Source organism: Rhizobium sp. SG570, assembly GCF_012275345.1.
In the GTDB taxonomy this organism is placed as follows: domain Bacteria; phylum Pseudomonadota; class Alphaproteobacteria; order Rhizobiales; family Rhizobiaceae; genus Rhizobium; species Rhizobium lusitanum.
This window is the reverse complement of sequence record NZ_JAAZQI010000001.1, coordinates 198011-210186: the sequence shown is the minus strand read 5'-3', so window position 1 is coordinate 210186 and position 12176 is coordinate 198011. Positions and strand designations below refer to the sequence as shown.

Below are 12176 nucleotides of genomic sequence, written 5' to 3'. Positions count from 1 at the left end.
CGGGCCTCGTGGTGGAGCCCGTCGTCAGCGTTCCGCGCCTTGCTATTCCACCGCCGCCCTGCCCGCCGCCTCGAAGGCTTGAAAAGGCATGCTCTCGACAACTATAGCTCTAAATCCCGACATCGTCAGGACCCTCCGGCGCATCTTCGGCCTCGGTGGCCAAAATAGGACAGCAACCCTGTCCTAATTCATCAGCTCTATGCCAGAAAGCTTAAGCCTTCGCAAGAGCAAAACGGCAAAAATTCGTCAGTGAACGACGGAAGATTGCCTTTGTTGCATAATTAGAGCAATAAAGTTTCGCTGCAGCGCATCATTTTATTTGTTGATTGCGTAGATCAATTTCTGTGATGCATTCTTCATGAGGACGCTCTTGATAGGCCGTTGCATTGGCGTAATGTCCGCCCGGCCTTATTTATCCTTCCTTCAATTCAATCCTTCATCTGGTGCACATCCATGTTCTTTGCCTCCGATAATTGGGCTGGCGCCCATTCCAAGATCGCCGAACGCCTCCTTGCCGAGTCGGGAGGGTTCGCTTCCGCCTACGGCACGAGCGACCTCGATCAGCGGGTAGAGGCCAAATTCGCGGAGATCTTCGAGCGCGAGGTTGCCGTCTTCTTCGTCGCGACCGGCTCTGCTGCCAATTCATTGTCACTCGCCAGCGTCCAGAAACCGGGCGGTATCACCTTTTGCCACAGTGAGGCGCATGTCGCCGAAGACGAATGCGGTTCCCCTGATTTCTTCAGCGCCGCACGGCTCGCAACGGTCAAGGGTGCTGCCGGCAAGATCGACCCCGAGGCGCTTGCCGCCAAGATTGCCCGTTTCCCGCAGGATGCCGTTCATCACGGCCGCGCCGCGGCCGTGACGATCACCCAGGCAACGGAAATCGGCACGGTCTATTCGCTCGCCGAGATCGATGCCATCGCCTCGGTCGCCAAGGCGAACGGCCTGCCGCTGCATATGGATGGCGCACGCTTCGCCAACGCCTTGGTTGCGCTCGACGCCAGCCCGGCTGAGATGACATGGAAGCGCGGCGTCGACATCCTCTCCTTTGGCGGCACCAAGAACGGCTGCTGGTGCGCCGAAGCGATCGTCTTCTTCAATCCAGAAAAGGCGAAGGAGATGCATTTCATCCGCAAGCGCGCCGCCCAGCTCTTCTCGAAATCGCGCTTCATCGCCGCTCAGTTCGATGGCTACTTCAAGGACAATCTCTGGCTCGACCTGGCCCGTCATTCCAACGGCATGGCCGACCGCCTGCGCGCCGGCATCGAAAAAGCGCCTGCGGCACGCCTCGCCTGGCCGACGATTTCGAACGAGGTCTTCGCGATCGTGGCCAAGTCAGCCGCCAAGACTGCCGAGGACAAGGGTGCGAAATTCTACGAATGGCCGATCCCGGAATCGCAGCCCGAACTGGTCGGCAAGGATGAGACGCTGATCCGCCTCGTCACCAGCTTCGCCACAACTGAGACCGACGTGACGGATTTCCTCGCCTGCCTCGCTTGACGGCGGGGCAAAGAAGAGCGCCGGAACCGGCCTCGGGCCGGGCGGCGCTCAACAGGGCGCCAGAAGCTTAGTTCCGATTCCAATGCGCGAACATCGTAAGGGTCGGCGGATCGTCGCGATCGGACCTCGCGGCACGATGGACGACCGCCGTCATTGCCATGACGCAAGCGGCAAATCCGGAAATGAAGATAACACCATATAGCGGACGGGCTGATGTCCTTGTCCGCTGCCACTTACAGTGGCGACGGAAGCTGACGTTGGTCTGAACCGGTGTGGCTCAGGGACAGGGCATGCAGGAAGAGACGCAACAGCTGGCGAAATAAACCCAGCAAAGGCTTGATCTTATCCGCATGATCGGCCGCGGCTTTTACGATTGTGCCGGTAATGTCGCGATCGTCACGTCGATCTGAGTCCCCTCACCTTCGCCAGAATATCCTCCGACAAAGCATCGACCAGAAGTTGATTCGCACCCTTGCGCGGCACAAGCACGAACTCCACATCCTCCAGGGCCGGCAGCCAACCCGGAGATATCTCGGTCAATCCGGCCGGCGCCATGCTGCGGGGCTGAACGAGAACGCCCATTCCGGCGCGGGCCGCCGCCGTCAGGCCGCTGAGACTGCCGCAGGTGACGACGATCCGCCAGGGCACCTGCTGCCGGCGCAGTGCTTCCAATGCCACTGCGCGCGTGACGCTCGGCGCGGGAAAGGCGATGAGCGGCAGCGGTGCCGCAAGCTTGCGAATGCGCTCGGGATCGCGTGCCAGCCAGATCAGCGGCTCGCGATAAACGAGCTTGCCCCTGACATCGCCGAGACGACGCTTGGCAAGCACCAGATCGAGATCGCCATTGTCCTGCATTTCATAGAGCGTGCCGCTAAGCGCGACCGTCAATTCCAGATCGACCGAGGGATGCGAGCGGACGAACTCCTCCAATACGTCGGGGAGCTGGCTGGTGACGAAATCCTCGGAAACGCCGAGCCGAAGGCTGCCGCGCAGGCTGTTGCCGGCGAAAAGCTGGCGCACGTCCCCTTCGATCGACAGCATCTGACGCGCATGCCCAAGCAGCGCCTCACCATCGCCGGTCAGGACCACGCGATGCGTATCGCGGGCCAGCAGCTTACGGCCGAGCTCTGCTTCGAGCCTCTGGATATGCTGGCTGACCGTCGACTGGCCGAGCCCGAGCCTTTCCGCCGCCAGCGTAAAGCTGCCCATCTGCTCCACGGCAACGAAACTGCGCAACTGCGTAAGGTCGAGCATCCCGCTTATCCCATATTGCGATAACTGTTATTCCTTGCATCGTGGATCACAATAGGTCTATCTGCAAGGACTAATCATTAAGACTTGCAATTGCGATCGGGGTTGGCACGATGCGCCGCTTTCTTCCAGACACCTTCACCATGCTGCTCGTCCTGACGGTCGCGACCGCATCCTTCCTTCCCGTGCATGGGGCGAGCGCCCACTATTTCGGCATCGCCACCAACTTTGCCATCGGCCTGCTGTTCTTCCTGCACGGCGCGCGCCTGTCGCGCGATGTCGTCATCGCCGGTCTGCTGCATTGGCGGCTGCATCTCGTCATCCTGCTGACGACCTTCGGCATTTTCCCGCTGCTGGTGCTCGCCATAGGCCAGGTCGTACCGAACAGCATTCTGCCGGTATCGCTCTACACCGGCATGCTGTTTCTGAGCGTGCTGCCCTCGACCGTGCAGTCGTCCATCGCCTTCACGTCGATTGCCGGCGGCAACGTGCCGGCCGCCATCTGCTCCGCGTCCGCCTCGAACATCTTCGGCATGTTTCTGACGCCACTGCTCGTCGGCCTTCTGTTTTCGGTGGGTGGCCAGGGCGGCTTTTCCTGGGATGTGCTGTGGCAGATCATGTTGCAGCTGCTCGCCCCCTTCATCGCCGGCCAATTGCTGCAGCCGTGGATCGGCGATTGGATCCGCTCGAAGAAGAAGATCCTGATGCCGGTCGATCGCGGCTCGATCCTGATGGTGGTCTATTCGGCCTTCAGCGAGGCCGTGGTCGAGGGGTTGTGGCATACCTTCTCGGTGCTCGACATCGCCACCGTTATCGTCGCCAACATGGTGCTGCTGACTACGGTGCTCTGCATCACCATGTTCGGCAGTCGCGCACTCGGCTTCTCCAAGGCCGATGAGATTACCATCACCTTCTGCGGCTCGAAAAAGTCGCTGGCGAGCGGCGTGCCGATGGCCAACGTCATCTTCGCCGGCCAGGGCATCGGCGCCATCGTCCTGCCGCTGATGCTGTTCCATCAGATCCAGCTGATGACCTGCGCCTTCCTCGCCCAGAAATATGCCGATGCGGCCAAGCGGCGCGAGACCGCGAAGGCCGAGGCAACGGGGGCGACGAACGCCGCCTGACGTCCCCCATATCACTCCAAAACAAAAGCGGCGCCCCGATGGAGCGCCGCTTCTTTTTTGATCTTGGGAGGATCAAAGGCATGCCGGCTCAAGTCCGTCAGCCCGGGCATGACGGTCGACGACCGTCAGCCTGTTTTAGTTGATGTGAGCCTCGATGGCCTTCGGAGTTTCCACCGGATCGGCCGCAATCGAGATACGACGGGGTTTCATCGTTTCCGGAAGGTTGCGCAACAGATCGATGTGCAGCAAACCATTCTTCAGCGAAGCCGCCTTGACCTCGACATGATCGGCGAGCTGGAAGCGACGCTCGAAGGCGCGCTTGGCGATGCCGCGATAGAGATATTCGCTGGCTTCAGCCGGCTCTTCGCTCTTTTCGCCCTTGACGTGAAGGACGTGGGCATGAGCCTCGATGCTCAGTTCCTTTTCATCGAAACCTGCAACGGCCATGGTGATGCGATAGGTGTTTTCACCGGTGCGCTCGATATTGTAGGGCGGATAGGTCTGAGCCTGATCCGGCTGGGCAAGGGTATCGAGCATGGTGAACAGGCGGTCGAAACCGACGGTGGAACGGTAAAGGGGAGAAAAGTCTACGTGACGCATGGAGTCCTCCTGTGAGCGACAATTGCGATTCTGAACTTGCCCCATGGCCCCGCTTCTGGCGGCCTCGGGACGGTTTTGCGAGCCCGTTTGGCACCCGCAGACTGGAGATGGTGATCGCCTCTCGGGAGTTCAAGACCCCGCTCAGCCGCCCGAATCTTGGCAAAAAACCGTCGTGAACCGCAGATGAACACCCGGTTCGGAACCCGTTCAGGCAGGCGAGCCTATCAATAACACCGTCGGATACACCATCATCCGATGACTGAAGTGTATCGTCCCTTCTTCTTCAGTCCTTGCTCGGCCGGCGCTGCGGATCTCTCTATCCCGCAAGCCGGCCTTTTTTATTGTGCGGTAGCGATAACAGCTCGGAATCGCCTTGGATGGAAATCCGTGGAGACCGATTGCCCTAGATCGAAAGCCGTCCGTTTGCCGCTGCTATGAGCCGATACACCTCATGCAGGCTGGAAGCCGAACCCAAACAAAGCTTCAGGATTTCTTCATTGGGCTCCATCTGATCCGGCACCATGATCGTCATCATGCCGGCTCCGGAAGCGGACCTCACTCCGTTATGCGAATCTTCCAGAGCAAGACAGGAACACGGCTCGATGCCCAGCCGAGTGGCTGCCGCCAGAAATGGATCGGGAGCAGGCTTGCTTTCCTCGTAGTCGCCGTATGCGACAATCTGATGGAAACGATGCGTCAAGCCGTGGGCCTCAAGATGATGATCGACGTTATGGCGGAATGAGGACGTCGCTATCGCTCGTGGAATATCGAGTTCATCCAGAAGATCCAGCAATTCCGAAACCCCTGCTTTCAATCTGAGTTCCGTCTGGCACAACGCGTCGAAATGCTCAAGCCAGAGAGACCGTACCTCGTCGACGGGAAAAGATGGACCATAATGGAGAAGCAGCGAATGACGATTCACATGCCAGGGCAAACCGAGCATGGGGCGGTACAGATCCCATGTCATTTCATAGCCATACTCCGCGGCAGCCGTGATCAGCGAACGTATCGTATATAGAGCGACTCAGTGTCGAAGAGCAGTCCATCCATGTCGAACACGACTGCACGGGGTGATTGTGGAAGCTTCATCCCATTGCCGTTACCAGCATGTAAGGAGGACGACAAGCTCCCTGATACCAAACACCATCTCGCCACGCAGCGCCCTAGCGACAAACCTACCGCAACAGCTTCAGCGAACCCGTCAGCGATTTCACCCATTTCGATGGACCGGCTATTCCCAGGCCATCGATGGTCTCCCCGGCAAGGTCACGACCGGGAAACGTTGCCTCATATTCCCTGTAATCGTGAAGCGACCGTGCGAAGGCTGGAAAGGGAACGATTGCCCGTTCTTCCTGCTGAGTGAGCGCCTTCAGCAGCAGCGACCGGATTGTATCGGCATCCGCCTGCAGCATCGGTACAGGCATGTTTGAGCTAATGTCGATGGTGCGATCCTCGCTATCGGTCAGAGATTGCGCCGCGAGACCGGGAAACCTTGCCCCCAGGCCGATCGCGATGGCGCTGGCGGTATTGGCGATCAGCCCGAGCGGCAGATCCGGGTTGATGACGATGGCGATACGGATATCGCGAAGCATTGGTACCCTGCTGTTGTTGGCGGTGTCTGCTCGCAGAATATCTCGTCTATCGCGGATAATCTTACCTTTCATTGCTAAAAATTGGCTTTATGTGGTATGTCCTACCTATACTGACAGACTTTAAGGTGGCCTATGCCTTCTACGCTTGAACCCATCGACCTGCGAATCCTCGGCGCGCTACAGAAAGACGGACGTCTGACGAACCAGGCACTCTCATCCGAAGTCGGGCTTTCCACATCGCCCTGCTGGCGGCGCGTGCGCCAGCTTGAGGAAACCGGAGTGATCCAGGGCTACACGGCGACCCTCGACAGGCGGCAGATCGGCCTCGGTGTCCTGGCTTTCATCAGAGTGAAGATCGACAGCCACAGCGAGGCCGAAGCCGAGGAATTCTCGCGCGACGTCCTGAAGCTGAGCGAAGTGGTGGCGTGCTACAGCATCGCCGGAGACGCGGATTTTCTGCTGCAGGTCGTCGCCGCTGACCTCGACAGCTACGCGGATTTCGCCATGGCGGTCGTCCGCCGGCTGCCGCGCATCAAGGAGATGCAGACGACGTTCGTGCTCAAGGAAATCAAGCCTTTCAGGGGGTTTCCACTGGATGTCGGGCAGCAATAAAGGCCCAAGACATGGAATGCTGGGCGCCGCAGGGAGGCGATCGCTCGTCATGCCGGGAAAAGCAAAAATCTATCGCAATTCCCCGAACTACTCGCGCTGCCTCATGATCGCCGGAACCGGCATAGTCTTGCGCGATTCCAAAGAATGTCCGAAGCGATCGAAATCTGATTGAAAAGACAGCCACAATTGCTTGTTTCACTGGCCAGGACTTGGCTGCTGTGCATGTCCCGCCAGCCCTTTACGTTTGGACCGAAGCCATCCTATTCTAGAAAAGTGGCAGCCCACCCGGGGTATTGAATGTCGGCGCTCCGTTTTTCGAAGATTTCCGCATCGCTGAACGCGCTGTTCGTTGCAATCGGTCTGTTGACCGTGGCTGCACTTACGTTGCCGAACATAACGGGACAGACCAGGCTCATCTTGGAAGTCCTGCTCGCCGGCATCTGGGCTGCCTACGTACTGCAATTGATCGAGACGCTGATCATGCAGCGGATGAGAGACGTTCGCGGCAGGGCATTGGAAATCACGGTCGACGTGCTTGCCGTTTTAGTCCCTGTGGCCGCATTCTTTTTCGTCGGCGGCCGCGACCAAAGCCTCTATTGTGCCATCTGGCTGCTGAAGCCGCTGCGCGGCTCAACCTTCTTCCGGCTGCTGGGCAGGGTCCTCACCAAAGAAGCGCGCAATCTGATCGGCGTTACCTCGATCTTCGGCATCGTTCTGTTCGGCGCGGCGCTCGCAGCCTATATCATCGAGCGCGACGTCCAGCCTGACAAGTTCGGCAGCATCCCCCTGGCGATGTGGTGGGCGGTGGTCACGCTGTCGACCACCGGCTATGGCGACGAGATTCCGCAAAGTTTCGCCGGTCGCGTCCTTGCCGGGCTGGTCATGATGAGTGGAATCGGCATCTTTGCGCTGTGGGCCGGCATCCTCGCCACCGGCTTTTATGAAGAAGTGCGTCGCCAGGACTTCGTGCGCAATTGGCAGTTGGTTGCCGCAGTGCCGCTGTTCCAGAAGCTTGGTTCGGGCGCACTCATCGAGATCGTGCGAGCGCTGAGACCTCGCGTCGTGCCGGCCGGCGCCATCATCTGCCGCAAAGGCGAGACTGGCGACCAGATGTTCTTCATCGTCGAGGGCCGGGTCAGCGTCGCCACACCGAACCCTGTGGAGCTCGGCACCGGCAGTTTCTTCGGCGAGATGGCGCTGATCAGCGGCGAGCCCCGCTCGGCGACCGTCAGCGCCGCGACTGAAGTCTCACTGCTGTCGCTCTATTCGTCGGACTTCCAGATGCTGTCGAGCAGCAGCCCGGAGATCGCCGACATCATCCACAAAACCGCTCTCGAACGACGCGGTGCGACACCGAAAACCTGATGCAGACGACGTTGTGACAAAAACGTAGTTGCAAGCGTCGTAGGTGCCAACACCCGAGAAATTTCGAGCAACGGATAGCCCGGACCCACCGTTGACTTTTTGCGATCATTTCGTGACGTGTTGACGCTGACACAAGCGATATGGCAGCGTCGTCTGTATTGCGTCTCTCGTCATTTGATGGCGCCTATTCCGACCTTAATTGGGCACGGCTCGATGCATCCTAGACTACTCAAGACATTCCTCGCGGTCGCCCGGAACCGGAGTTTCACTCGCACAGCCGAGGAGGTCCATCTCGCCCAATCGAGTGTGAGCGATCAGATCCAGTCGCTCGAAACTGAACTTGGCGCGGCGCTCTTTATCCGGTCGAGATCGGGCTTGGAGCTGACAGCGGCGGGCGAAACATTAAGACGCTATGCCGAAGAAATTCTGACGGTTGCGGACGAGGCGCGCGCGGCCGTCGAGACAGCCGCCGGGGTTGCGGCTGGGACGGTGACGATCGGCGCGCTGGAGACAGTTGCTTCCATGAGGCTTCCGCAATGGTTATCGACTTTTCAGAGCGGTCATCCTGATATCAATCTACGAGTGAAGGTCGCCGGCAGCGGCGATCTGTTGCGAAAGCTCGAAGACGGCGAGATCGACATCGTCTTCTGTTTTGACAAGGACGGTCTCGATGAAGGCCTGGCGAAGCGAACTTTATCGGCAGAGCCGTTGATCCTCATCATGCCTCCCCAGAAGGAAGCCGCGCCGAAAAGAGGCGACTTGTCCACGCTTGCCTCCATGAGCTTTGTGGCAACCGAGGTCGGCTGCGTCTATCGACACCTGCTCGACAAGGCATTTGACGCGGCAGGGATGGCGGCACCGAAGCTCGCTGCGGAAGTCGGCAGCATCGGCACGATTGCGCGGCTCGTTGCAGCTGGAACCGGCGTCAGCCTGGTTCCGCGACTTGCCGTCGCCGACGCACTCGATCGTGGCGAAATCAGCGAGATGCCTTGGCCGGGTCCAATGCGGACAGCGTCGCTTGTGATGATCTGGCGGCGCAGGCGTATTCAGCCGCCGACCCTGAAACTGCTGCTGGCGACCGCAAGCGACAGTTTCGCGCCGGCTAAACCAGCCGATGCCCGCCCTCGACATGCAGTATCGTCCCCGTTGTAAAGGCATTGCCCATCAGGAAGCTGATGGCATCGGCGATGTCTTCCGGTTGTCCCACCCGCCCAACCGGCAGTCGTTTTGCCATGGCGCTCAGTGTCTCGTCTTTCTTGTCGCCGGCAACGAACGTCCAGATGGGCGTGTCGACCCAGCCAGGCGAAACAGCATTCACGCGGATCGGCGCCACCTCGACGGCGAGCGCGCGAACCAATCCTTCCAGGCCCGCATTGACCGCGGCAACGACCGATCCCCGCGCCGCCGGACGATAGGCCGCGATACCGGATGTGAAGGTGATGGAACCGGCAGGAGAGAGCACGGGTACGCCATATTTCGCGAGCAATAGCGGTCCGTAGAATTTACTTTCCACGACCTTTTGCGCTGCCCTGAGATCCAGTGAAGGCAGCAACTCATAAGCACCTTCGATATCGGCGGCTGTGCTGACGATGTGATCGAGTCGACCGACCCGCTCAAATAGATCGGCGACTTGGCCCTCTTGCGTGATATCGGCAGCGACAGTGGAGAGCGCCGCACTTTGGAGTTCCGCGCCGGTGCGTTTAAGTTTGTCCTCGTTCCGTCCGACGATGATGACCTCGGCGCCGATGGCGAGCGTGCGTCTTGCCAGCGCCAGGCCCATTCCGGAGCTGCCGCCGACAATAAGAATTCTTGAATTCGCGATTTCAGCAATTGCCATGGCTTTCATTCCCACAGGTGATGACTATGGCTGAGAATTCGCAGAGAGGCGCAAGGAGAGGAAACGGAGAAAAACGATAGTATCATCGGAAACGCCGATGGAGGGATATCGCGGCCAACAAACCTGTTGCAATTCCCCCAACCTGCGCTATCCCCTTGAGGTGAGCCATTTGTCAGCGAGGCGCGACATCGCAATGGATTCGATCCTCTATTCCACGGCAGACAATCCGGTGCCAGAGAACCGCACCGAGGGGTTCTTCGAGAGTTTCGACGGGCGCAAGCTGCGCTACGCCGTTTTCCGCTGCGAGCAGCCGGTCGCCAAGGGCACCGTCGTGCTGCTTCAGGGACGCAACGAGTTCATCGAGAAATATTTCGAGACGATCCGCGATCTCACGGCCAAGGGCCTATGGGTGGCAACCTTCGATCTTCGCGGCCAGGGCGGCTCGGAGCGGTTGTTGAAGGATCCGCTGCGCGGCCATATCAGGCGATTTTCGGATTACGAACATGATCTTACCGCCTTCCTCGACAAAATTGTTCTGCCGGATACGCGCCTGCCCTTCTTTCTTCTCGCGCATTCGACCGGTGGCCTGATCGCCCTGTCCGCAGCGCCAAGGCTCGCAACCCGTATTGAACGCATGGTGCTGTCGGCTCCCTTTATCGGGTTGACCGGCCACGGCGTCTCTCCGGGCCTTATCCGCTTTCTTTCCGGTGCGGTCAGCGGCGTCGGGCTCGGACGGATGCAATTCAGCAAGAAATTCAAGGAACGGCCTTTCGGCGAGAATCCGCTGACCACCGACGAGCAGCGCTATCGGCGCAACGTCGGCATTGGCGAGGCCTATCCGCAACTCAGCCTCGGCCCGCCGACGGCGCGCTGGCTGTCGCAAGCCTTCCATGCAATCGAGCGCGTCAACAGGCCCGAACACCTGTTTTCGATCCCCATTCCGACCGTGCTGATCGCGCCGACGCGAGACGGCGTCGTGCCTTATGTCGATCAGGAGCGGCTGTCGCGCTATTTTCGCGCAGCACAGCTTGTGCCCATTCACGGCGCCAAGCATGAAATCCTGCAGGAGCGGGATATCTATCGCAATCAGGCCCTTGCGGCCATCCATGCGTTCATTCCCGGCAGCGATGCGGAAACCACTGCCTATGAGGTGGAGGCGGAAGCCTAGCGCTTATCGAGACAGGATAGCGCGCGCCTGGTCATACACGGCGCGGCTGCCTGCCGCGATGATCGTGCCGCCCATTTCCGGCCGGCCGCCATCCCAGGTGGTGATGATGCCGCCAGCCTGCTCGATGACGGGAATGATGCCGCCGACATCATAGGGCTTCAACGAATTTTCGATGACGAGATCGACGTGACCGGCGGCGAGCAACGCATAGGCGTAGCAATCCGTGCCGTAGCGGAAAAGGCGGACCTGGCTCTCGATCTCGCGATATCTGGCAAGCTCCTCGCCGACGAAGAGATGCGGCGAAGTCGTGAACAGGATCGCGTTCGACAGGCTGCCGCAATCGCGGACCTCGAGTCGCCTTTCGCCGTCGGGGCCTGAGTAAGTCGAGCTGTTACCATCGGCGAAATAACGCTCGCCGGTAAAGGGCTGGTCGATCAGGCCCATGATGGCGCGGCCGTTCTTCTGCAAGCCGATCAGCGTTCCCCAGACGGGCACGCCCGAGATGAAGGCGCGCGTGCCGTCGATCGGATCGATCACCCACACATACTCGCGATCGAGACCGATACTGCCGTGTTCCTCGCCCAGGATGCCATGATCGGGAAACTCAGCCTCGATCAGCGAACGAATCGCCACTTCGGCGGCACGATCCCCTTCGGTCACCGGATCGAAGCCCCTGGCTTCCTTGTTGACCACATCGACGCCGGCGCGGAAGCGCGGCAGGGTTTCGGCCTTGGCCGCCTCGGCCAGACGAGAGAAGAACGTGTGATCGGGAAGCATGGTCAATCCGATTAAGTGACGGGATGAGCGATCCATAGCGCATATAGCTCCTGAAGCAAACCGGATGATGACGCAGTGGGCGCAATGCCTGTCAATCGGGCAAAATTTCAGAATTTGCCTAAATATTTTGCACCGCAATAAAATGCTTGACATTTGTGCAGTGCGGGATCAATATCCAGCTACAGTCTTTTGACTGTAAATACCCTCCTTGGGTGTTTCCTCCCTAGACTTAGCCGCGCCACGAGCGCGGTTCTTTTTTTGTCGGGGTTATTTTGTCTCATGGGAACGGCGCGACCAACGCGGGGCGATATCTTGCCATCCTTAGCGTGCCGAATGGGCGGGAGAGATGC

General features: G+C 59.4%; 12 protein-coding genes. 6 read left to right on the top strand and 6 right to left on the bottom strand.

Annotated elements, in window-relative coordinates; genetic code table 11:
- Positions 1-453 precede the first annotated feature (453 nt).
- A complete protein-coding gene (locus FHT28_RS00985) occupies positions 454-1500 on the top strand; it encodes a low specificity L-threonine aldolase (RefSeq protein ID WP_168595359.1) in 1047 nt (348 codons plus the stop codon).
- A gap of 396 nt (positions 1501-1896) precedes the next feature.
- Here FHT28_RS00985 and FHT28_RS00980 read toward each other — a convergent pair whose 3' ends face one another.
- Positions 1897-2754 (bottom strand): LysR family transcriptional regulator, encoded by an 858-nt coding sequence (locus tag FHT28_RS00980; RefSeq protein WP_168595358.1) that lies wholly within the window; start codon positions 2752-2754, stop codon positions 1897-1899.
- 110 nt (positions 2755-2864) lie between these two features.
- Here FHT28_RS00980 and FHT28_RS00975 point away from each other — a divergent pair, with 110 nt between their 5' ends.
- On the top strand, positions 2865-3875 hold the full coding sequence (locus FHT28_RS00975) for a bile acid:sodium symporter family protein (RefSeq protein ID WP_168595357.1): 1011 nt from the start codon (positions 2865-2867) through the stop codon (positions 3873-3875).
- A 135-nt stretch (positions 3876-4010) separates the two neighbouring features.
- Here the strand turns inward: FHT28_RS00975 and FHT28_RS00970 are convergent, their stop codons facing one another.
- From FHT28_RS00970 to FHT28_RS00960, 3 genes are all read right to left on the bottom strand, one after another.
- Positions 4011-4475, bottom strand: a complete 465-nt coding sequence (locus FHT28_RS00970; protein WP_037196378.1) for an Hsp20 family protein — start codon at positions 4473-4475, stop codon at positions 4011-4013.
- A 403-nt stretch (positions 4476-4878) separates the two neighbouring features.
- Positions 4879-5442 (bottom strand): HAD family hydrolase, encoded by a 564-nt coding sequence (locus FHT28_RS00965; RefSeq protein ID WP_348644964.1) that lies wholly within the window; start codon positions 5440-5442, stop codon positions 4879-4881.
- A gap of 208 nt (positions 5443-5650) precedes the next feature.
- A complete protein-coding gene (locus FHT28_RS00960; protein WP_168595356.1) occupies positions 5651-6067 on the bottom strand; it encodes a DUF2000 domain-containing protein in 417 nt (138 codons plus the stop codon).
- A 132-nt stretch (positions 6068-6199) separates the two neighbouring features.
- Here FHT28_RS00960 and FHT28_RS00955 point away from each other — a divergent pair, with 132 nt between their 5' ends.
- From FHT28_RS00955 to FHT28_RS00945, 3 genes are all read left to right on the top strand, one after another.
- Positions 6200-6679 (top strand): Lrp/AsnC family transcriptional regulator, encoded by a 480-nt coding sequence (locus FHT28_RS00955; RefSeq protein ID WP_047555324.1) that lies wholly within the window; start codon positions 6200-6202, stop codon positions 6677-6679.
- Between the two features lie 297 nt (positions 6680-6976).
- Positions 6977-8044, top strand: a complete 1068-nt coding sequence (locus tag FHT28_RS00950) for a cyclic nucleotide-gated ion channel (protein WP_168595355.1) — start codon at positions 6977-6979, stop codon at positions 8042-8044.
- 213 nt (positions 8045-8257) lie between these two features.
- Positions 8258-9196, top strand: coding sequence for a LysR family transcriptional regulator (locus FHT28_RS00945; RefSeq protein WP_092573460.1), 939 nt, complete (start codon positions 8258-8260; stop codon positions 9194-9196).
- Here the strand turns inward: FHT28_RS00945 and FHT28_RS00940 are convergent.
- Complete coding sequence (locus FHT28_RS00940; RefSeq protein WP_047555442.1) at positions 9147-9881, bottom strand: SDR family oxidoreductase; 735 nt, start codon at positions 9879-9881, stop codon at positions 9147-9149. The genes FHT28_RS00945 and FHT28_RS00940 overlap by 50 nt on opposite strands.
- A 193-nt stretch (positions 9882-10074) precedes the next feature.
- Here FHT28_RS00940 and FHT28_RS00935 point away from each other — a divergent pair, with 193 nt between their 5' ends.
- Positions 10075-11049: an alpha/beta hydrolase gene (locus FHT28_RS00935; RefSeq protein ID WP_168595354.1), complete on the top strand. Its 975-nt coding sequence runs from the start codon at positions 10075-10077 to the stop codon at positions 11047-11049.
- Positions 11050-11052: 3 nt separating this feature from the next.
- Here FHT28_RS00935 and hisN read toward each other — a convergent pair whose 3' ends face one another.
- Entirely contained in the window at positions 11053-11826 is a 774-nt protein-coding gene (hisN, locus tag FHT28_RS00930; RefSeq protein ID WP_037196371.1) for a histidinol-phosphatase, read from the bottom strand.
- Positions 11827-12176: the final 350 nt, after the last annotated feature.